The following is a 21675-nucleotide window of genomic DNA, read 5'->3' as shown; positions in this document are numbered from 1 at the left end:
CGCGAAACAGGGAGGATCGAGCCGTCAGGCCTCCATCCAGTCCTTGAAGAAGGCTTCGTTGGCCTCGCGCAGCGCTGCAATCTCGACGCCGGCGACGGTGGTGCCGCCCACAGTGCCGATCTTCACCGCGCCCGGCAGTTCGGTTCCGGCGGGAGCCGTCAGCACGTAGCGCGACTGGTCTTCGCCGAAGGCCTGAGCGGTGGTGAGGTCGGCGTCCAGCGCGCAGCCGAGGCCGCTCGCCAGCGCCATTTCGGCGAGCGCGACGATGAGGCCGCCGTCGCTCACGTCGTGGACGGCGGTTACCTTGCCTTCGCCGATCCAGCCGCGCACGAAGCCGCCGTTGGCGCATTCGGCCTTGAGGTCGACCACCGGCGCATCACCGGCCTCGCGCCCGGCGATGTCCTTGAGCCACAGCGACTGGCCCAAGTGGGTGCCTTCGCCGCCGAAGAGATAGATATCCTCGCCTTCGGCCTTGAAGGCGATCGTCGCCATCTGGTCGTGGTCGAGCAGCAGGCCGACGCCGCCGATCGCCGGGGTCGGCAGGATCGCCGAGCCGCCGCCGGTGGCCTTCGATTCGTTGTAGAGCGAGACGTTGCCCGAGACGATCGGGTAGTCGAGCGCCCGGCAGGCGTCGCCCATGCCGTTCAGGCAGCCGACGATCTGCGCCATGATCTCGGGGCGCTGCGGGTTGGCGAAGTTGAGGCAGTTGGTGATCGCCAGCGGCAGCCCGCCGACCGCGCTGATGTTGCGGTAGGTCTCGGCGACCGCCTGCTTGCCGCCCTCGTAGGGGTCGGCGTAGCAGTAGCGGGGCGAGCAGTCGGTGCTGATCGCCAGCGCCTTGCGGGTGCCGTGGACGCGCACGACCGCGGCGTCGCCGCCCGACTTCTGCATGGTGTCGGCGCCGACCTGGCTGTCGTACTGCTCCCAGATCCACCGCCTCGAGGCGAGGTCCGCGCCGCCCATGAGCGTGAGCAGGTCCGCACCGAGGTCGGTGGCGGCGGGCACGTCGCCCAGCGCCGGCACCTTGGCCCAGGCCTTGTATTCCTCGGCCGAAACGTAGGGGCGCTCGTATTCCGGCGCGTCGTCGGCGAGCGGGCCGAGCGGGATGTCGCAGACCACTTCGCCGTCGAATTCCAGCACCATGTGGCCGGTGTCGGTCACTTCGCCGATCACCGCGAAGTCGAGTTCCCACTTGGTGAAGATCGCCTCGGCCATGGCTTCCTTGCCCGGCTTGAGCACCATCAACATGCGCTCCTGCGACTCGCTGAGCATCATCTCGTAGGGCGTCATCGCCTCTTCGCGGCACGGCACCATGTTCATGTTCAGGCGAATGCCGGCGCCGCCCTTGCTGGCCATCTCGACCGAGGAGGAGGTGAGGCCCGCCGCGCCCATGTCCTGGATCGCGACGATGGCGTCGGTCGCCATGAGTTCGAGGCAGGCCTCGATCAGCAGCTTCTCGACGAAGGGATCGCCGACCTGCACGGTCGGGCGCTTCTCGTCGATGTCGTCGCCGAAGTCGGCCGAGGCCATGGTGGCGCCGTGAATGCCGTCGCGGCCGGTCTTGGAGCCGACGTAGACGATCGGATTGCCGAGGCCCGTGGCGGCCGAGTAGAAGATCTTGTCGGCATCGGCGACGCCGACCGTCATCGCGTTGACGAGGATGTTGCCGTCATAGGCCTTGTGGAAGTTGGTCTCGCCGCCGACGGTGGGCACGCCCACGCAGTTGCCGTAGCCGCCGATGCCCGCGACCACGCCCTTGACGAGGTGCTTCATCTTCGGGTGGTCGGGCCGGCCGAAGCGCAGCGCGTTCATGTTCGCCACCGGGCGCGCACCCATGGTGAAGACGTCGCGCAGAATGCCGCCCACGCCGGTCGCCGCGCCCTGGTAGGGCTCGATGTAGCTGGGGTGGTTGTGGCTTTCCATCTTGAAGATGGCGGCCTGGCCGTCGCCGATATCGATGATGCCGGCATTCTCGCCGGGTCCGCAGATCACCCAGGGCGCTTCGGTGGGCAGCTTCTTGAGGTGGAAGCGGCTCGACTTGTAAGAGCAGTGCTCCGACCACATGACCGAGAAGATGCCGAGTTCGACGAGGTTCGGCTCTCGTCCCAGCGCGCTCAGGACGCGCGCGTATTCCTCGGGGTTGAGGCCATGCGCCTCGACGACTTCTGGGGTGATCGTGCTCATGGGACGCGCCTTAGCCATGTCGATGCGCCTGCGCTAGATGGCTTTGGACATCTGATGTCCGGTCCGGCGATCACATGTAATTTACCCGCTCCCACCTTGACCGGCCCAATCCGTCCCGCCATTGCTGCGGCATGGCTTCCGAACCGCAAACCATCGATACCCTGAGCTTCGAAGACGCCTTGAAGGCGTTGGAAACCATCGTGCGCCAGCTGGAAAGCGGCGACGTGCCGCTCGAGGATTCGATCTCGCTCTACGAAAAGGGCGAGAAGCTGCGCCAGCACTGCCAGAAGCGCCTCGACGCCGCCCAGGCGCGGATCGAACGCATCGTCGCCGGGCCGGACGGCGCTGCGGCGGGCGTCCAGCCTTTCGATGCGCCGGACCGCTGACGCATGGGCGCCGTGGGCGTGACCGATTCGCTGCTGGCCGAGGGCCTGTCGCGCATCGCCGAGGAGATCGACGGCGCCTTCGATGCGCTGCTTCCCGTTCCCGATGACGCGCGCGCCCGGCTGATCGAGGCCATGCGCTATGCCGCGATCGGCGGCGGCAAGCGGCTGCGTCCGCTGCTGCTCGCCGCCGTGGCGGAGATGTACGGAGTCCAGCGCGAACCGGCGATCCGCGCCGGCGTCGCGATCGAGGCGATCCACGTCTATTCGCTCATTCACGACGACCTGCCGTGCATGGACGACGACGCCCTGCGCCACGGCAAGCCGACGCTCCACCTCGCCTTCGACGAGGCGACCGCGGTGCTCGCGGGCGATTCGCTCCACGCCTTCGCCTTCGAAGTGCTGGCCGACGTGGCCACCAGCGCCGACCCCTTCACCCAGATCGAGCTTGTCCGCACGCTCGGCCAGGCCAGCGGAGCGCAGGGCATGGCGGGCGGGCAGATGATGGACCTCGTCGCCGAGACCAGCGAGTTCGACCTGCAGACCGTCACCCGCCTCCAGCAGCTCAAGACCGGCGCACTGCTCGGCGCGGCGGTGGAGATGGGCGCGATCCTCGGCCGCGTGCAGCCCGAGGGGCGGGCACACCTGCGCGGCTATGCCCGCGACATCGGCCTCGCCTTCCAGATCGCCGACGATCTCATCGACCACGAAGGCGATGCGGCGGTGGCCGGCAAGGCGGTGGGCAAGGACGCCGTGGCCGGCAAGGAGACATTCGTCTCGCTGCTTGGCCCTGACCGGGCCCGCGAACAGGCGCGGATGCTCGTCGAGCAGGCGGTTGGGCACCTTGCCCAGCATGGCAAGGAAGCTGACCTGCTGCGCGCCGTCGCACGGTATATCATCGAGAGGGATCACTGAGTGGCAGACCGTATCGGCGTCTATCCCGGCACTTTCGATCCCATCACCCTGGGCCATGCCGACATCATCCGGCGCGGCGCCAAGCTGGTCGACAGGCTGATCATCGGCGTCACCACGAATATGTCGAAGAACCCGCTGTTCACGCCCGACGAGCGGATCGCCATGGTCGAGCGCGAAGTTGCGAAGATGGGCATCGACAACGTGTCGGTCGTCGGCTTCAACGCGCTGCTGATGAAATTCGCGCAGGTTCAGGGTGCCAGCGTGATAATCCGCGGCCTGCGCGCCGTCGCCGACTTCGAGTACGAGTACCAGATGGCCGGTATGAACCAGCAGCTCAACTCTGCCATCGAGACCGTATTCCTGATGGCGGACGTGAGCCTGCAGCCGATCGCATCCAAGCTCGTGAAGGAAATCGCGATGTTCCGCGGCGACATCGGCAAGTTCGTCAGTCCCTCGGTGCGCGAGGACGTGATGGCGCGGATTGCCGAGAACGGTTTCCTCGGCGACTACTGAGTTTGCCGGGTTGGCGGACCCGGGGAAATTTCGTTCATTGTATCGACAGCGGCCGCGCTCTATCGCGCCAAGCCTGGGATCGGCCAGATCCGGAAATATTGGGCAGTGAGTAATCCATGAAGTTTCGCCTTCCCCTGACTGCGTTGATGATCGGCGCCGCGCTTGTGGCCGCCCCGGCGTTCGCGAAGAAAGACAAGGAGCCGGTGGCTGCCCCGGCGCCTGCCGCGCTGCCGACGCTGATCGATACCGACATTGCCCACGATCCGGACGACGTGCTGCTGCTCGACCTGTCGAACGGTGGCCGCGTCGCCATCCGCCTGATGCCGCAGTGGGCGCCCCACCACGTCGAGCGCATCAAGACGCTGACGAAGGAAGGCTTCTACAACGGCCAGATCTTCCACCGCGTGATCGACGGCTTCATGGCGCAGACCGGCGACCCGACGGGTACCGGGCAGGGCGGTTCGCCGTTGCCCGACCTCGAGGCCGAATTCAACTCGATGCCGCACCTGCGCGGCACCGTCTCGATGGCCCGCACCAACGAGCCGAACAGCGCCAACAGCCAGTTCTTCATCGTGTTCTATCCGCGCTTCGCGCTCGACAAAAAGTACACGGTGTTCGGCCGCGTCATCGCGGGCATGAATTACGCGGACACCATCCAGCGCGGCGAACCGCCCCAGAACCCGACGAAGATCCTGCAAGCCTCGCTCGCCTCGGAAAACAGGCCCGCACCTGCGGCACCGGTCGCCCCCGCGGCAGCGGTGCCCACGGCCGCGGACCTGAGCAACTCCAAGTCCAACTGACCCTCGAGGGCGGGCGGGGCAGGGATTAACCCTCGCCCCGCTCACCCCAAGCTTGTCGAAGCGGCGTGACTGGTCTAGCCGCCGCGCCATGCGCGTAGACCTCTTCGATTTCGACCTCCCGCCCGAGAATATCGCCCTGCGCCCGGCGCGCCCGCGCGATGCGGCGAAGATGCTCGTGGTCGATGGCGGGGCGCCGTTCTCCGACCGCCATGTGCGCGACCTGCCCGGCGCCCTGCGCCCGGGCGATGTGCTGGTCTTCAATGACACCCGCGTGATCCCCGCCCAGCTCGAAGGCACTCGCGGCGAGGCGCGCATCGGCGCGACCCTGCACAAGCGCATCGACCTGCGCCGCTGGCAGGCCTTCATCCGCAACGCCAAGCGCCTGCGCCCCGGCGACGCCATCGCCTTCCCGGCCGACGTCACGGCGATCGCCGAGGAACGTCACGACGACGGCAGCTGGACGCTGGCCTTCGAAGGCGACGAGCCGGTCGAGATCCTGCTTGAACGCGCCGGCCGCATGCCGCTCCCGCCCTACATCGCCGGCAAGCGTCTGACCGACGAGGCCGACGCCAGCGACTACCAGACCATGTTCGCGCGCGAGAAGGGCGCCGTCGCCGCACCAACGGCGGCGTTGCACTTCACGCCCGAACTCGTCGAGGCTCTGGACGCCGCCGGTATCGTGCGCGAGACGCTGACCCTCCACGTCGGCGCCGGCACGTTCCTGCCGGTCAAGGCTGACGATACCGCCGAGCACAAGATGCACGCGGAATGGGGCCGGATCAACGCCGCCACCGCCGATCGTCTGAACGCGGCGCGGGCCGCCGGGGGGCGGATCATCGCAGTCGGGACCACCTCGTTGCGACTCCTCGAAAGCGCGACAGGCGAGGACGGCGTGATCCGCGCCTTCGAGGGCGACACCGCGATCTTCATCACTCCGGGCTACCGCTTCAACGCGATCGACGGACTGATGACGAACTTCCACCTGCCCAAGTCGACGCTGTTCATGCTGGTCTCGGCGCTCATGGGGCTGGAGCGGATGCAGGCGGTCTATGCCCATGCCATCGCGGACGGCTATCGCTTCTATTCCTACGGGGACTCGAGCTTGCTGGTCCCCTGACAAGGGTATCACAAATTATCGGATAAATTATCGTTCGAAGGGGGTTGGCCCACGGCAAATTCCGCCCCATTCAGGCGTCATGCAACCCATCCTCGAAATTCGCGGCCTTACCAAGACGTACAAGGGCGGCTTCACCGCGCTCAAGGGCGTCGACCTCAGCATCAACAAGGGCGAGATATTCGCGCTCCTCGGACCCAACGGCGCGGGCAAGACGACCCTGATCGGTGCGGTCTGCGGGCTGGTGCGGCCGACTTCGGGCACGATCCATGCGTTCGGCGAGGATATGGGCAGGCACTGGCGCCGGTTGCGCGCGAAAGTCGGCCTGGTGCCGCAGGAACTGGCCACCGACATGTTCGAGCCGGTCCTGCGCTCGGTCAACCACTCACGCGGTCTGTTCGGCCTGCCGCCCAAGCCGGAACTGATCGAGGAAATCCTGCGCGCGCTGAGCCTATGGGAGAAACGCAACGACCAGATCCGCACGCTCTCCGGCGGCATGAAGCGGCGCGTCCTGATCGCCAAGGCGCTGGCGCACGAGCCCGAACTGCTGTTCCTCGACGAGCCCACCGCCGGTGTCGACGTCGAACTGCGCCGCGACATGTGGAAGCAGATCGCGGTCCTGCGCGAACGCGGGACGACGGTGATCCTCACCACCCACTACATCGAGGAAGCCGAGGAGATGGCCGACCGCGTCGGCATCATCCGCAAGGGCGAGATTCTCATGGTGGACGAAAAGGCGGCGATGATGGAGCGCCTCGGACGCACCGAAGCGCTGATCACCCTGGCGGCTCCGCTGGCGGAAGTGCCCGAGGCGGTTTCTGCCTATCCGGTCTCGCTGATCGAGGACGGCAAGGTGCTCTGCTACCGCGGCGGCGGCGGGGAGGGCTCCAGCGCGGGCACGGCCGAAGTGGCCGAACTGACCAAGGCGCTGACCCGCGCCGGCATCGACTACACCGCGATCGACATCCACGAATCCAGCCTGGAGGACATCTTCGTGAACCTGCTCGAAGGCCCGGACGCCCCCGTACAGGGAGAGGCCGCATGAGCCTGTTCAACGCCCGCAGCGCCTGGACCATCTACAAGCAGGAACTGATGCGCGCTTTCCGCACGGCGATGCAGTCGATCCTCGCGCCCGTGCTGACCACCACGCTCTACTTCGTCGTCTTCGGCGCCGCCATCGGCAGCCAGATGAGCGGCGGCGTGGGGGGCGTGAACTACGGCGCCTTCATCGTGCCCGGCCTGCTGCTGCTGACCATCTTGGGCGAGAGCACTTCCAATGCCAGCTTCGGCATCTACATGCCGCGCTTCACCGGTGCGATCTACGAGCTGCTTTCAGCCCCGGTGGGCGTGGCCGAAACGCTGGTCGGTTTCGTCGGTGCGGCGGCCACCAAGTCGCTGATCCTTGCCGCGATCATCCTCGCGACCGCCAGCCTCTTCGTCGATTACTCGATCGCGCATCCTTTCTATGCCTTCTGCTATGTGCTGCTGGTCTCGGCCAGCTTCTCGCTCTTCGGGTTCATCCTCGGCATCTGGGCCGACAGCTTCGAGAAGCTGACGATCGTGCCGCTGCTGATCCTGACGCCGTTGACCTTCCTGGGCGGCACGTTCTACTCGATCGACATGCTGCCCGAGCCGTGGCGCTCGATTGCGATGGCCAACCCGGTCGTCTATCTGGTCAACGGGCTGCGCTGGACGTTCTACGGGACGTCCGACGTTCCCATCGCCCTGTCGCTGGGCCTCACGGTCCTGTTCCTCGCGCTCTGCGTGGGCTTCATTTCCTGGGTGTTCCGCACCGGATGGCGCCTGCGCACATGACGCGGTTCGGTCCTGCCATGACGATGCACCGCAGGGTTCTCGTCAGCCTCCCCGTCCTGATGCTTGCCATTCCCGCCCATGCGCAGGAATCTGACGAGCACCCGCTGATCGTGTTGCCGGCGGAGGCGCCGCCGCCTCTGGTGCTGGACCTGCCTGCCTATCCGGAATTCGTGCCCTTCGTCCGGGTGGAGAAGCCGCGTCTTGCCAGGCAGGTTCGGGCGATGCTCGACGCTGCGATGCAGACGGACGACAGCGCCGCCGTTGCCGCCGTCGTCAAGTTCGCGCAGCAGACCCAGCCTTACGACAAGGACGAGATCCGCGATCTCCAGCGGGCCTACCTCGATCGCCGGGCCCGGGAACTCGCCGCCAAGACCGAGGCCGAACTCGCCCGTATCCGTGCCTCGGGGCCACTGGAGCTGTGGAAGGGGCAGATCGAACTCGGCGCGTTCCGCTCCACCGGTAACACCGACAACTTCGGCTTCACCGCCGCCTTCGCCTTCAACCGCAAGGGCATCGAGTGGGAGCATATCGTGCAGGCGCGCGCTGACTATCAGGAAGACCGCGGCGTGGTCACGCGCGAGCAGTATTCCGCCAGTTACCAGCCTCGCTATACCCTGAACGATGGTTTCTTCACTTACGCGCGCACGCAATACGAACGCGATCGCATTCAGGGTTTCGAGGACCGCTACACGCTCTCTGGCGGTCTCGGTTACCGCGTCCTCAACGGCCGCACCAAGACGCTGTCGCTGGAAGCCGGTCCGGCGGTCCGGCGCATCAACTACGTCGACGAACCCAATGAGACCACCTGGTCGGTGCTGACCTCGATCGACTTCGACTGGAAGATCAATCCGCAGCTCAAGCTGACGCAGGACGCCAGCGCCTACGTCGGATCGGACAACAATACGTTCACCTCGCTGACCGCGCTGGAATCCGGGCTGGTCAAGGGCCTGAAGGCCAAGCTGTCGTACGCGATCGAGCATGAGACCTCGCCGCCCGACGGATCGCTCAAGACGGACACGATCTCGCGGTTCTCACTGGTCTACGGCTTCTGATCCTAGTAACGGGCGCCCCATGAAGCCCCGTTTCCAGTTCACCATCGCCGCCACCTGTGGCAAGGCGCGCACCGGCGCGATCCAGATGCGCCGCGGCGAAATCCGCACGCCCGCCTTCATGCCGGTCGGCACCGCCGCCACGGTCAAGGCGATGAAACCGCAGGACGTGCGCGCCACCGGCGCCGACATCATCCTGGGCAACACCTACCATCTCATGCTGCGCCCCGGCGCCGAGCGCGTTGCGCGGCTTGGCGGTCTGCACAAGTTCATGAACTGGGACCGCCCGATCCTCACCGACAGCGGCGGCTACCAGGTCATGAGCCTGTCCGAGCTGCGCAAGATCACCGAGGAGGGCGTGACTTTCGCCAGCCACATCGATGGCTCGCGCCACATGCTCAGCCCCGAGCGGTCGATGGAGATCCAGCGCCTGCTCGGCTCGGACATCGTCATGTGCTTTGACGAGTGCCCCAAGATCGACCAGCCCCGCGACGTCATCGCCCGTTCCATGGAGATGTCGATGCGCTGGGCACGGCGCAGCCGCACGGCGTTCGACCAGGGCGGCGAGCATGCGGAAAGCTCGGCGCTGTTCGGCATCCAGCAGGGTGCGCTCGATGAGGGCCTGCGCAAGACCAGCGCCGACGCGCTCGCCGAAGTCGGGTTCGACGGCTATGCGATCGGTGGCCTTGCCGTGGGCGAGGGGCAGGAGGCGATGTTCGCCACGCTCGACTTCGCGCCCGGCCAGCTGCCCGCCGACCGCCCACGCTACCTCATGGGCGTCGGCAAGCCCGACGACCTCGTCGGCGCGGTGGAGCGCGGGGTCGACATGTTCGACTGCGTGCTGCCCACCCGCTCGGGTCGCAACGGGCAGGCGTTCACCTGGAACGGCCCGCTCAACATGCGCAACGCCCGCCATGCCGAAGACACTGGCCCGGTCGATCCGCGCTGCGCATGCCCGACCTGCGCCACCTACAGCCGGGCCTACCTGCATCACCTCCACAAGTCGGGCGAGATGCTCGGCGCGATCCTGCTGACCGAGCACAACATCTCTTTCTACCAGCAGCTCATGCAGGGCATGCGCGACGCGATTGCCGAAGGGCGCTTTGCAGCGTTTGCGACGACTTTCCGCCGGGATTACTTCGCGGATCGCTAGGCATGGCGCTGCGCCGTGCGCGAGGATGACTAGCGCGTCGCGCGACAGGCGGTTGGCGAAGAGCGACGGATGGATTGATTTGTTTCCGCCCGGTTCTAACGTCCGGGCACGTTTCAATTTGGAATCGGGGGATTCATGTCGATTTTGAAGTGGCTGTCCGGCACGGCGCTGGCGGCACTTGCAGTACAGCCGGCTTCTGCGGACGAAATCGGCGATGCCGCCGCAAAATTCGGGGCCAGGCCCTCCGTCCTCGATCTCGGCATTTCGCCCAGCGGCGACAAGATCTACATGATCGGCACCCGCAGCGACGGCGGTGAGAATGCGGTCGTCGTCGATCTGGCGACGACCAATGCCGTGCCGATCCTATCCTCGACCGGCGGCACGGAAAAGCTCAGCCACTGCCAGTTCGTGATGGACGACCGCGTCGTCTGCGGCATTTATGTGTTCGATCGCACCGGCGGCGACGTCAACGCGGCGACCCGCCTGGCGACGATCTCCGCCGACGGCAAGGACATGAAGAAGCTGACCGCACCGACCAAGATGTCGGCCTACTTCTCCGTGGGCTACGGGGGCGGGATCATCGACTACAACGTCGCCGGCGATCCGCGTTCGGTGCTGATGGTGCGCTACGTCTCTCCGGAGGTCACCACGAGTTCGCTGGTCTCCAGCAAGGAGCGTGGGTTGACCGTCGAAGCGGTGGATATCTACTCGCTCAAGCGGCGCACGATCGAGCCGCCGCGCGATGTGGTGGACTTCGAGACGGATGGTCTCGGCAACGTCCGGCTGATGGAAACGATGCCGGTCAATGCCTCGGGTTATGTCGAGCGGCGCAGCAATTATTTGGTGCGCCCGAGGGTCGGCGCGGGCTGGGAGCAGCTTTCGACGGTCACGTACGATGGCGGCCGGAGCGTGGGCTTCGAGCCCGTCGCAGTCGCCCCGGATCGCAATTCGGTTATGGGCTTCGAGGATTACCAGGGCAGGAAGGCGCTTTTCGAGAAGCCGCTGGCCGCTGGTGGAGAGCCGAAGATGCTGCTCGCGCATCCGCGCGCCGATGTCGATGCGCTGGTGCGGATCGGCCGAGATCAGCGCATCGTCGGCGTCACTTATGCGACCGAGAAGCGTTACGTCGAATACTTCGACAAGGAACTGGCCACGCTCGCCGCCTCGCTCCGGAAGGCGCTCCCGGGCAATCCGCAGATCAGCATCGTCGATGCGACGAAGGACGAGAAGAAGCTCATCATCTTCGTCGGCAGCGACATCGATCCCGGGCAGTACTATCTGTTCGACAAGACCACCAAGAAGCTCGCCCCGATCATGGGCGTGCGCGAAAACCTGGCCGGCACGAAGTTCGGCGAAATGAAGCCGATCACATTCCCTGCGGCCGACGGCACCATGATCCCCGGTTATCTCACCCTGCCGCCCGGCAGCACCGGCAAGAACCTTCCCGCGATCGTGATGCCGCATGGCGGCCCCGCTGCGCGCGACGAATGGGGTTTCGATTGGCTGGTGCAGTATTTCGCCACCCAGGGCTATGCGGTGCTGCAGCCGAACTATCGCGGCTCCACGGGTTACGGTTCGGGCTGGTTCCAGAAGAACGGTTTCCAATCCTGGAAAACCGCGATCGGTGACGTCAACGATGCGGGGCGCTGGCTCGTTTCACAGGGCATCACGTCGAAGGACAAGCTGGCGATCGTGGGCTGGTCCTATGGCGGGTATGCGGCTCTGCAGTCCGCCGTTCTCGAACCCGATCTCTTCAAGGCGGTCGTCGCCATTGCGCCTGTGACCGACCTCGGCGTGCTCAAGGAAGAGTCTCGCTATTACAGCAACCACCGGATCATGGAGAATTTCATCGGCAGTGGTCCGCATATCGCCGATGGCTCTCCCGCCCGCCACGCCGACAGGTTCAAGGCGCCGGTGCTGCTGTTCCACGGGGATCTCGACATGAACGTTGGCGTCGAGGAATCGCGGTTGATGAACGCGAAGCTGAAGGCGGCCGGCAAGACCGTCGACTATGTCGAGTTCAAGAACCTGGAGCACCAGCTCGACGATAACGCGGCAAGAACGCGGGTGCTGTCCGACAGCGACCGTTTCCTGGGACGCTCGGCATCAAATGACCGTCTGCGAGGGCGGCGAGCGCGCCGCCCTTCCACGGTTTCAGGCGGCGGTGCGGATTTGCTCAGTCATGGGCACGGTGTCTTCGTCCGCCGCAATTTCAATCATCGTCTCCACGTAGGCGACGAAGCGGCCCGTCATTTCATCGAGGAAGCCGGCGCCGATCTCGCAGGCATGGCGCTGCGCGGTCTGGAGGTCGGAATACCATTTGCCGGTGCGGTGCGGGGTGATGAAACGATAGCGTGTCATGGTGCTCCGTTAATGCACCGGAATATGCGTCAGTTCCCGGACAAGTGCTGAAAATCGTGTAATTTTTTATGTAAATCGCCGGTGCGGAAACGTGCGGTGCATATACGAAAAGGGCGGCCCCGAAGGACCGCCCTTTTTTGCGTTCGGTATCCCGAAGGAGCCGGATCAGCGCGAGTAGAACTCGACGACCAGGTTCGGTTCCATCTTCACCGGGTAAGGCACTTCGTCGAGCGTCGGAACGCGCACGAAGGTGATCTTGTCGGTGCCGTCCTGGGCGACGTAGTCAGGGACTTCGCGCTCGGGCAGGTTCTGGGCTTCGATGATGAGCGCCATTTCCTTGGCCTTGTTGCCGAGGGTGACGACGTCACCGACGCGCACGCGGCGCGAGGCGATATTGCACTTCACGCCGTTGACGCGGATGTGGCCGTGCGAAACGATCTGGCGGGCCGAGAAGATGGTCGGCGCGAACTTGGCGCGGTACACGACCATGTCCAGGCGCTGCTCGAGCAGGCCGATCAGGTTCTGGCCGGTATCGCCCTTCATGGACGACGCTTCCTGGTAGGTGCGCTTGAACTGCTTCTCGGTCACGTCGCCGTAGTAGCCCTTGAGCTTCTGCTTGGCGCGCAGCTGGATGCCGTAGTCCGACACCTTGCTCTTGCGGCGCTGGCCGTGCTGGCCGGGGCCGTAGCTGCGGCGGTTGACCGAGCTCTTGGGACGGCCCCAGATGTTCTCGCCCATACGACGGTCGAGTTTGTACTTGGCGCTTTTGCGCTTCGACATAAGTCTACTTCCATTCTGCTGCCGCGCTGCCGACATGGCGGCGCGATCCATAGTTTCCCGGGGCGCACCATCCAGCCTAAGGCGCTGGATGCGGCCGCCGCTTCACCGGGGTGCGGGGCCGAGTGGACGACCTGCGCGAAAACGCAGGCGCCATGTGAAGGGGAGGCCCATAGGGGCTTGGCGGGGAATGTCAATAAACAAGATCGCCGGCAGCGCACCGCCGGCGATCCACATGGGCATTCTCACGCCGAAGCGGCCTCAGGTGCCGCCGGGGGCCGGGCGGTTTGCGTTGTTGCGGTTGATCATATCCCGCGCGCTGGAGCCGTTCATGGCTTCAATCTGCTTCCATTCGGCGGCAGTGTGGCAAACGCGCTTACGCATCATCGACCCGGTTTCGCCTTCGTAACGGCAGACTTTCTTGTCAGGGTCGGCATGCGCAGTGTCTTCGGCCTTGTCCTTGGCCATGGCAGGCGAAATGGCGGCAAGTGCTGTCACGAGCAGCAGAGTGCTACGGATCATCGAGTAACGGCTCCTGAGGGATTGTTGCGGCGCAATATATGCATCAGAAACACTTCCGCCAATAAAAATGCCGTACGTCGTCAATTGGTAACGTCCCTGCAATTTTATTCCAGCGGACGCGGCTTCCGGTTGCCGCCGAGCGCGCTGAGCACGCCGCGCATGGTACGAATCTCCAGCGAGTTCCAGCCCGGCTTCGTCAGCATGTTGCGGAGCGTGCGCCGAGTCGCCCCGGCGCGGCTTTCTGGATAGAAATACTTGGTGGGCGCCAGCAGCGTTTCGAACTGGCCAATCATGCCTTCCAGTTCTTCCTGCGGGGCGGGGGGGAGGATATCTTCCACCGTCGGCTGCGAAAGGCCGATCCCTTTCGACCATTCGTAGGCGCACAGGATCACGGCCTGCGCGAGGTTGAGCGAGGCGAACGCGGGGTTGATCGGGACCGTCAGGATCGCACGGGCGAGGGCGACATCCTCCGTCTCCAGCCCCGAGCGCTCCGGCCCGAAGACATAGGCCGAGCGGCCCGGCGCGGTGTGAACCTCGCGCGCGGCCTGTTCGGGCGTGACGACCGGCTTGGTGACGCCGCGCTTGCGCACCGTGGTGGCATAGACGTTGGCACAGTCGGACACCGCTTCGGCAAGGCTTTCGAAGACCTGGGCGTGTTCCAGCACTTCGTCGGCGCCCGCCGCCGCCGGGCCGGCGGAGGGATTGGGCCAGCCGTCGCGCGGGGTGACGAGGCGCAGCTCTGTCAGGCCGAAGTTGAGCATGGCGCGCGCGGCCTTGCCGATATTCTCGCCCAGCTGCGGGCGGACCAGCACGATGACGGGTGCCTTGACTTCAGTTGACGCCGACATCGCGCACGGTCCCTGCAAAATCTTCGAAATCCTTCGCCTCGTTGAAGGCGCGGTAGACGCTAGCGAAGCGGATGTAGGCGACCGAGTCGAGCTGGCGCAGGCCTTCCATCACCAGTTCACCGATCACGCGGGACGGAACCTCGGTCTCGCCCGAAGTCTCCACCTGCCGCTGCACACCCGAGACGAGCCGGTCGATCTGCTCGCGCCCGATCCGGCGCTTGCGGCAGGCAAGCGTGACCGACTGCTCGATCTTGGCGCGGTCGAACGGCTCGCGGCGGGGCTCACCTTGCGCGTCGTTGCTCTTGACCACGACGATTTCGCGCAGCTGTACGCGCTCGAACGTGGTGAAGCGCGCGCCGCAGCTCGAACACTGGCGCCGCCGGCGGATCGCGGTGGCATCCTCGGTCGGGCGGCTGTCCTTGACCTGGGAATCGTCGTGGGCGCAGAAAGGACAGCGCATTCAGCAAGTTACTTTCGAGTAAGCAGCGTTCATTCGGGACGGACGCGCTTGTAGAACTTGTAGCCCGCGCCAGCCGCCAGCCCGAGGCCGATGGAGACGAAGGGCAGGAACGCGCCTGCTATCGCGCCCGCAGCGCCCCAGATCAGCACCGGCTTGGTCGAGGGGTGGGCGAGCCCATCCTGGAGCATTCCGGCGAGTTCCTGGCGAGCGTCGGAAACGAAGTCGCCGTTGTTCTGGGGGCGCTGGGGGTCGGTCATAGGTTCAGTCCTCGTAGATGGGGAAGCGGTCACACAGCGCTTCAACGCGCGTGCGCACGTTCTGCTCCACCTGAGCGTCGCCTGCCTCGCCGCACTTGGCAAGGCCCTCGAGCACGTCGGCGACCATCTCGCCGATCTGGCGGAATTCCTCGGGACCGAAGCCGCGGGTGGTGCCGGCAGGCGAGCCGACACGGATGCCGCTGGTCTTCATGGGGGGCAGCGGGTCGAACGGGATGCCATTCTTGTTGCAGGTGATGCCCGCACGCTCGAGCGCCTCGTCGGCATCCTTGCCGGTCACGCCCAGCGGCGAGAGGTCGATCAGCGCGAGGTGCGTGTCGGTGCCGCCCGAGACGATCGCGGCGCCGCGCGCCTTGAGCGTGGCGGCGAGGACCTGCGCGTTCTCGATCACGCGCGCGGCGTAGTCCTTGAACTCGGGGCGCAGCGCTTCACCGAAGGCGACGGCCTTGGCGGCGACGACGTGCATCAGCGGGCCGCCCTGAAGGCCGGGGAACACCGCCGAGTTGATCTTCTTGGCCAGCGCCTCGTCATTGGTGAGGATCATGCCGCCCCGGGGCCCGCGCAGCGTCTTGTGCGTGGTGGTGGTGGCGATGTGCGCATGCGGGAAGGGCGAGGGGTGCAGGCCGGCGGCCACGAGGCCGGCGAAGTGCGCCATGTCGACCTGGAACAGCGCGCCTACCGCATCGGCAATCTCGCGCATGCGCTTGAAGTCGATGATGCGCGGATAGGCGGAGCCGCCGGCGATGATCAGCTTGGGATTGTGCTCGCGGGCGAGCGCCTCGACTTCGTCGTAGTCGATCAGGTGGGTGTCGCGGGTCACGCCGTACTGCACGGCCTTGAACCACTTGCCCGACAGCGCGGCGCGAGCGCCGTGGGTGAGGTGGCCGCCGGCGTCGAGGCTCATGCCCATGATGGTGTCGCCGGGCTTCACGGTCGCGAGCAGCACGGCGCCGTTGGCCTGCGCGCCCGAGTGGGGCTGGACGTTGGCGAAGCCGCAGTCGAACAGCTGCTTGGCGCGCTCGATGGCGAGCGTCTCGACTTCGTCCGAAGGCTCGCAGCCCTGGTAGTAGCGCTTGCCGGGGTAGCCCTCGGCGTACTTGTTGGTCAGCACCGAGCCCTGCGCTTCGAGCACGGCCTTGGAGACGATGTTCTCGGACGCGATCAGCTCGATCTGCTTGCGCTCGCGCTTCAGCTCATGGCCGATGGCCTTGGCGACGTCGGGGTCGCTCTGGGCGATCGTGTCGGTGAAGAAGCCCGGCGAACGGATAGCGGTTTCTACGGTCATGGGTTCTGGCTCCTTCAGAAGGACGGATTAGAGAGTTTTTCGACGCGGCCGGCATGGCGTCCGCCACCGAACTCGGTCGAGAAGAAGGCGTCGAGGCAGGCCTTGGCCATGTCGATGCCGGTCAGGCGGGCGCCCATGGCGATGACGTTGGCGTCGTTGTGCTCGCGGGCGAGCGCGGCCGAGAGCGGCTCCGACACCAGCGCGCAGCGGCAGGCGGGGTCGCGGTTGACCGCGATCGAGATGCCGATGCCCGAACCGCACAGCGCGACGCCGAACTGCACGGTGCCGTCGGCGATGACCGAGGCGAGCTTGTAGCCGTAGTCGGGATAGTCGACGCGGTCGGCGGTCTCGGGGCCGAGGTCGGCGACTTCGTGGCCGAGTTCGATGATATACTCGCGCAGGTCGGCCTTGAGGTCGACGGCGGCGTGGTCTGATGCAATCGCGATGCGCATGGGAGAGGGGCCTGTCCTTCTCACGGGGATTCGTTTGCGCCTCCCCTTAGTCGCGAGTTGACCGCATGGCGAGTCTCCGGGTTGCAACATAGGTATCGGGTGGCGGACGACGGGTAACGGGCTGGCGACGGCGCGTAAATCCGGCATTGTAGGGAGAAGGGCACAGGCTCGGTTCGGGAGCATCCAGTGGCAAATGCGAAGGCTTTTCTGTGTGCGCTGGTTCTGGCGCTGGGTTTGGCAGTGCTGGGATCGACGCCGCCGCGCCCGCTGCCGGTTTCTGCTCCTGCACGGGACTTTTCCGCCGGGCGGGCGATGGGCGATGTCGAGCGCATCGCCCGCGCGCCGCATCCCAGTGGCTCCGCGGAACACGCCGCCTTGCGCGGCTATCTGTTGCGGCGGCTCGAAAACATGGGGCTGATGGTACGAACGCAGCACGGGGTGTTTCCCGCGAGCATGCGCGATTGGTTCAACCGCCACAACGGCACGCATGATGCGACGATACCTCTGAGCAACGTGATCGGCGTGCTGCCTGGACGTGAGCCCGGCCTGCCGGCCGTGGCGCTGATGGCGCATTACGACAGCGTTCCCGGCTCTCCCGGAGCGGCCGACGACGGCGCGGGCGTGGCCTCCATCCTCGAGACGGTCCGGGTGCTATCGCTCGACGCCGAGCGGCGCCGCGACGTCATGGTCATCCTGACCGATGGCGAGGAAGCGGGACTGACCGGCGCAAAGCTGTTCTTCGCGCAGGCCCCGGAGGCCAGGCGCATCGGCGCGATCGTCAATCTCGAGGCGCGGGGCGGGGGCGGCAAGGCCAACCTGTTCCAGACCTCCGCAATGAATGGCGATGTCGCGCGCCTCTGGGCCGGCACCGCCCCGCATCCGGCCGGGACCTCGCTGGCGACGTTCATCTACAGCGTCCTGCCCAACGACACCGACCTGACCGTCGCGCTCGCGCATGGCTATCCGGCCTGGAACATCGCGTTCATCGGACGACCAAGGTTCTACCACTCGCCGCTCGCGACGGCGGAACGGCTGGACCAAGGGTCCCTGCAGCAGATGGGGGAGCAGACCCTGGGCCTCGCCGGCGCACTGTCCCGGGCCACCGCGTTGCCGGGGAAAACGCCCGACATCGTGTTCTTCGACGTGTTCGGGCTGTTCGTGCTCCATTACCCGGTGTGGTGGGGCTGGGTGATGCTGGCGGCGGCCTTCGGGGGCTACGCGGCCTTGGCGGCGAGCGCCTTCGAGCCGCGCGCGGTGCTGGGCGGCGTGGCACGGATGTTCGGCCTCGTTGTGGTGGCGGGGGGCGCCCTATTCCTGCTCAACCTGCTGTCGGGAGCCGATGGCCCCGCCGACTACTACGATCGGCTTGCGGCCATCCCGAGACTCCAGGCCATGGCCCTGTGCGCAAGCCTGTCCGCCGCGCTGCTGTTCATCGGGCGCAAACCGGCCGGGCCTTCGGGAGAGATCGGGCTGCTAATCCCCCTTTGGCTGGGCGCTGCTGCATTCCAAGCGCTGGCGCCCGTCGCGGCTTACGTGCTTACGGTGCCGCTGCTCCTGGGGGGCGCGGCTGCCGTGATACGGGTCCGGGGCGGCGGACCCGCTGCGGGCATTCCGGTCGCGGGCGTCGTCGGCGGATACGCACTCATGCTCGGCTTCGCGCTGATGCAGGCGGTCGGCCCGATGGTCCCGATGGTCGCGGTGCTGCCGCTGATGCTGATCTGTGCGAGTTTTGCACCGCTCTGGCCCCCCGTGCCCCGGCAGCCATGGATTGCCGGAGGCCTGATGCTGGTCGCCATCGGCATAGCGCTATGGGTTCGTCTCGACGCACCGGCTGACAGTATCCCGACCTATAGCGAGGCACGCGCGCTCGGTGTGAAGGGATAGCCGCGACGGCGCGCGATCATCAACTCGGAGCCGGTCTTTCATCAGCGTCCTTGCGCGGGGCAAAACACGCGCACAGAATGCGTCCAGCCCGCGTGTCGCCTGAGATTCTGGCGACGGCAGGCCCGGTCGCAACCTGGCAGTGGACATCATCGATGCGCTTCAATTTCCCGGCACACGTCTCCCTCGGCGCCGCCACGGCGCTCGCGCTGCTGGCGTCCACCGGCGCTCAGGCCAAGGGTCATCCCGAGGCGGAGAAGCAGGTGCTGGAGCTGTCGAAGCAGACCATCGCCCTGCGCTCGGTGCGCGGCCCCGGCAACAAGACGGGCGAGGTGGCGCAGGTTCTTCGTGACGCGCTGCTCAAGGCCGGCTGGGACGCGAAGGATATCGAGATCGTCCCGCTCGACGACACCGCCTACCTCATCGCCACCTGGAAGGGCAGCGATCCCTCGCTCGGCCCCGTGGTGCTCTCGGCGCACATGGACGTGGTCGAGGCCAAGCCCGCCGACTGGGAGCGCGATCCCTTCACCCCCATCGTCGAGAACGGCTACCTCTACGGCCGCGGTGCCAGCGACACCAAGTTCGAGGCCGCGCTGGCGCTCTCCTCGGTGATCGAACTGCGGCGCGAGGGCTTCAAGCCGAAGCGCAGCATCGTCATCGCCTATTCGGGTGACGAGGAAACCACGATGGACACCTCGAAGGTGATCGCCGAGCGCCTGAAGAACGCCGGCATCGTCCTCAATGTCGACGGTTCCTCGGGTACGCTGGACGAGAAGACCGGCAAGCCGCTGTTCTGGACCTGGCAGGGCGGTGAGAAGACGTATGTCGACTACAAGGTCGACGTCACCAATCCCGGCGGCCACAGCTCCGCGCCGCGCCCGGACAACGCCATCGTCCAGCTGTCCGAGGCGATGGCGAAGATCGGCGCCTACCGCTTCAAGCCCGAACTCAACGACATCACCCGCCAGTCGTGGACCGAGACCGCGAAGATCGAACCCGATCCCAAGCTCGCCGCCGCGATGAAGGCCTTCGTCGCCAATCCCGAAGACCCCGCCGCGCTCGCCGTGCTGCGCGCCAATCCGGCGACCGTGGGCAAGGTCTCGACGACCTGCGTGCCGACGATGATCTCCGGCGGCCACGCCCAGAACGCCCTGCCGCAGAGCGCCACCGCCAACATCAACTGCCGCATCTTCCCCGGGCACACCCGCGCCGAGATCATGGCCGAACTGCAGAAGGTCGCCGCGATGCCTGCCGCCAAGTTCAGCGACGTGACCGGCGACGACTCCGTCGAGGCCCCTGCATCGCCGCTGCGCGCCGACTTCATCGCCGCCACGCGCAAGGCGGTGACGGCGGCCTGGGGCCCGGTGCCGATCATTCCCACGCAGTCCTCGGGCGCGTCGGACTCGATGTGGTACCGCGCGCTCGGGGTGCCGAGCTACGGCGCCAGCTCCTCGATGGGCAAGGATTCGGACGACTTTTCCCATGGACTCAACGAGCGCATATCGCTGGTCAACGTCGCACCGGGCGTGACGTACTACACGACGCTGCTCAAGGACCTGGCGTCGAAGTGAGGCGCACGGCTGCAATCGCCGCGCTGGCACTCGCGACCTTTGCGGTGCCGGCGTCAGCGCACACGCTCTACGTCACCGCCGGACGACTGCTCGACGTGGCGAGCGGTACGGAAAAGACCGGGCAGTGCGTGCTGGTCGAGGGCGAGCGCGTAGTGCGCGTCGAGCGCTGTACCGCGCCGCCTGCAGGCGCCGAGGCGCTCGACTGGTCGGCTTACACGGTGCTGCCCGGCCTGATCGACCTGCACACGCACCTCGCCGACGCCGGGCAGAGTGCCGACCTCGCGTTGCCGCTCAAGACCTCTCCGCAAGCGACCGCGTTGATCGGCGCGCACAACGCCAGGGTTACGCTTGACGCCGGGTTCACCACCGTGCGCGATGTCGGCACCTATCGCGGCCTCACCGACGTGGCGCTGCGCGATGCCATCGCCGGCGGCATGGTGCCGGGGCCGCGCATGTTCGTGGCCGGGGCCTACATCACCAGGCCGGGCGGCGGCGGCGAGCTCAACGGCGTCGTCCCCAACGACCAGTTGCCCGCCGACATGCGGCTCGGCGTGGTCCACAACGCGGGCGAGGCACGCGAGAAGACGGAATACCTGTTCGACCACGGCGCCGACTTCATCAAGATCATCGCCACCGGCGCCGTCCTTGCCATCGGCACCGAGCCGGGGCAGGTCGAACTGACCGACGACGAGATGCGCGCCGTCGTCGCGGTGGCAAGGGAGCATGGCAGCTACGCCACCGCCCACGCCCACGGAGCCGACGGCATCAAGGCCGCGATCCGTGCGGGCGTCCACAGCATCGAGCACGCCAGCCTGATCGACGACGAGGGGCTGGCCATGGCGAAGCAGGCCGGGGTCTGGCTCGTCATGGACGTCTACGACGGCGACTGGATCGACGAGGAGGGCACCCGCGAAGGCTGGCCCGAGGAATACCTGCGCAAGAACCGCGAGACCACGCTCGCCCAGCGCGAAGCCTTCGCCAAGGCGGTGAAGCTGGGCGTGAAGATCGGCTACGGTACGGATTCCGGCGTCTATCCCCATGGCCTCAACGCCCGCCAGTTCGCCTACATGGTGCGCTGGGGCATGACCCCGGCGCAGGCGATACGTGCGGCAACCCTCGATGCCGCGACGCTGATCGGCCACGACAAGGAACTCGGCTCGATCGCGCCGGGCAAGTTCGCGGACATGATCGCGGTCTCGGGCAACCCGCTGGCGGACGTGCGCGTGCTGGAAAGCGTGGTGCATGTCATGAAGGGCGGGGCGGTGGTACGATAGGCGGTTTTCCTAAGTCGCCAAAGCCAGCATACTCGCGGCGCCT

General features: G+C 66.4%; 21 protein-coding genes. 13 read left to right on the top strand and 8 right to left on the bottom strand.

All coding sequences use genetic code 11. From position 1 onward, the window contains the following. Positions 1-24: 24 nt before the first annotated feature. Positions 25-2184 (bottom strand): phosphoribosylformylglycinamidine synthase subunit PurL, encoded by a 2160-nt coding sequence (purL, locus tag AC07M9_RS08225; protein ID WP_494882861.1) that lies wholly within the window; start codon positions 2182-2184, stop codon positions 25-27. A gap of 131 nt (positions 2185-2315) precedes the next feature. Here purL and AC07M9_RS08220 point away from each other — a divergent pair, with 131 nt between their 5' ends. The 10 genes from AC07M9_RS08220 to AC07M9_RS08175 all read left to right on the top strand — a co-directional run bounded on the left by AC07M9_RS08220 (position 2316) and on the right by AC07M9_RS08175 (position 12338). Next, positions 2316-2570 (top strand): exodeoxyribonuclease VII small subunit, encoded by a 255-nt coding sequence (locus AC07M9_RS08220; protein ID WP_494882860.1) that lies wholly within the window; start codon positions 2316-2318, stop codon positions 2568-2570. A 3-nt stretch (positions 2571-2573) separates the two neighbouring features. Continuing rightward, complete coding sequence (locus tag AC07M9_RS08215; protein WP_494882859.1) at positions 2574-3482, top strand: polyprenyl synthetase family protein; 909 nt, start codon at positions 2574-2576, stop codon at positions 3480-3482. Then, positions 3483-3995 carry a pantetheine-phosphate adenylyltransferase gene (gene coaD / locus AC07M9_RS08210; protein ID WP_494882858.1) on the top strand — a complete coding sequence of 171 codons (513 nt, stop codon included), beginning with the start codon at positions 3483-3485 and terminating at the stop codon, positions 3993-3995. 116 nt (positions 3996-4111) lie between these two features. Then, complete coding sequence (locus AC07M9_RS08205) at positions 4112-4795, top strand: peptidylprolyl isomerase (RefSeq protein WP_494882856.1); 684 nt, start codon at positions 4112-4114, stop codon at positions 4793-4795. 88 nt (positions 4796-4883) lie between these two features. Then, the gene (gene queA, locus AC07M9_RS08200; RefSeq protein ID WP_494882855.1) at positions 4884-5912 is read left to right on the top strand and encodes a tRNA preQ1(34) S-adenosylmethionine ribosyltransferase-isomerase QueA; all 1029 of its coding nucleotides are present in this window, start codon (positions 4884-4886) and stop codon (positions 5910-5912) included. A gap of 79 nt (positions 5913-5991) precedes the next feature. Continuing rightward, a complete protein-coding gene (locus AC07M9_RS08195) occupies positions 5992-6954 on the top strand; it encodes an ABC transporter ATP-binding protein (RefSeq protein WP_494882854.1) in 963 nt (320 codons plus the stop codon). Next, entirely contained in the window at positions 6951-7724 is a 774-nt protein-coding gene (locus AC07M9_RS08190) for an ABC transporter permease (protein WP_494882853.1), read from the top strand. Before AC07M9_RS08195 ends, AC07M9_RS08190 begins: the two co-directional genes overlap by 4 nt. Next, entirely contained in the window at positions 7721-8776 is a 1056-nt protein-coding gene (locus AC07M9_RS08185; protein ID WP_494882851.1) for a DUF481 domain-containing protein, read from the top strand. The genes AC07M9_RS08190 and AC07M9_RS08185 overlap by 4 nt, the downstream gene beginning before the upstream one ends. 19 nt (positions 8777-8795) lie before the next feature. Continuing rightward, positions 8796-9926, top strand: a complete 1131-nt coding sequence (tgt, locus tag AC07M9_RS08180; RefSeq protein WP_494882849.1) for a tRNA guanosine(34) transglycosylase Tgt — start codon at positions 8796-8798, stop codon at positions 9924-9926. A gap of 135 nt (positions 9927-10061) precedes the next feature. Next, complete coding sequence (locus AC07M9_RS08175; protein ID WP_494882848.1) at positions 10062-12338, top strand: alpha/beta hydrolase family protein; 2277 nt, start codon at positions 10062-10064, stop codon at positions 12336-12338. A 114-nt stretch (positions 12339-12452) separates the two neighbouring features. Here AC07M9_RS08175 and rpsD read toward each other — a convergent pair whose 3' ends face one another. The 7 genes from rpsD to rpiB form a co-directional block, all read right to left on the bottom strand. Further along, a complete protein-coding gene (gene rpsD / locus AC07M9_RS08170; RefSeq protein ID WP_494882847.1) occupies positions 12453-13067 on the bottom strand; it encodes a 30S ribosomal protein S4 in 615 nt (204 codons plus the stop codon). A gap of 258 nt (positions 13068-13325) precedes the next feature. Next, positions 13326-13670, bottom strand: coding sequence for a hypothetical protein (locus tag AC07M9_RS08165; RefSeq protein ID WP_494882846.1), 345 nt, complete (start codon positions 13668-13670; stop codon positions 13326-13328). Positions 13671-13690: 20 nt separating this feature from the next. Beyond that, positions 13691-14434, bottom strand: a complete 744-nt coding sequence (locus AC07M9_RS08160) for an RNA methyltransferase (RefSeq protein WP_494882845.1) — start codon at positions 14432-14434, stop codon at positions 13691-13693. Then, on the bottom strand, positions 14418-14894 hold the full coding sequence (gene nrdR, locus AC07M9_RS08155; protein ID WP_494882844.1) for a transcriptional regulator NrdR: 477 nt from the start codon (positions 14892-14894) through the stop codon (positions 14418-14420). The genes AC07M9_RS08160 and nrdR overlap by 17 nt, the downstream gene beginning before the upstream one ends. 29 nt (positions 14895-14923) lie before the next feature. After that, positions 14924-15151: a hypothetical protein gene (locus AC07M9_RS08150; protein WP_007682092.1), complete on the bottom strand. Its 228-nt coding sequence runs from the start codon at positions 15149-15151 to the stop codon at positions 14924-14926. Positions 15152-15155: 4 nt separating this feature from the next. Then, complete coding sequence (gene glyA / locus AC07M9_RS08145) at positions 15156-16454, bottom strand: serine hydroxymethyltransferase (protein ID WP_494882843.1); 1299 nt, start codon at positions 16452-16454, stop codon at positions 15156-15158. 14 nt (positions 16455-16468) lie between these two features. Beyond that, entirely contained in the window at positions 16469-16906 is a 438-nt protein-coding gene (gene rpiB, locus AC07M9_RS08140) for a ribose 5-phosphate isomerase B (protein WP_494882841.1), read from the bottom strand. Positions 16907-17092: 186 nt separating this feature from the next. Between rpiB and AC07M9_RS08135 the strand changes: the two genes are divergently transcribed. From AC07M9_RS08135 to AC07M9_RS08125, 3 genes are all read left to right on the top strand, one after another. Continuing rightward, positions 17093-18790 (top strand): M20/M25/M40 family metallo-hydrolase, encoded by a 1698-nt coding sequence (locus AC07M9_RS08135; protein WP_494882839.1) that lies wholly within the window; start codon positions 17093-17095, stop codon positions 18788-18790. 152 nt (positions 18791-18942) lie between these two features. Next, positions 18943-20358: a M20/M25/M40 family metallo-hydrolase gene (locus AC07M9_RS08130; RefSeq protein WP_494882837.1), complete on the top strand. Its 1416-nt coding sequence runs from the start codon at positions 18943-18945 to the stop codon at positions 20356-20358. Next, complete coding sequence (locus tag AC07M9_RS08125; RefSeq protein WP_494882835.1) at positions 20355-21632, top strand: Xaa-Pro dipeptidase; 1278 nt, start codon at positions 20355-20357, stop codon at positions 21630-21632. The genes AC07M9_RS08130 and AC07M9_RS08125 overlap by 4 nt, the downstream gene beginning before the upstream one ends. Positions 21633-21675 lie beyond the last annotated feature (43 nt).

The organism is Novosphingobium sp. GW821-FHT09E05, from assembly GCF_059416165.1.
The sequence above is the reverse complement of the archived record's forward strand: the minus strand, read 5'-3'. Positions and strand labels throughout refer to the sequence as shown.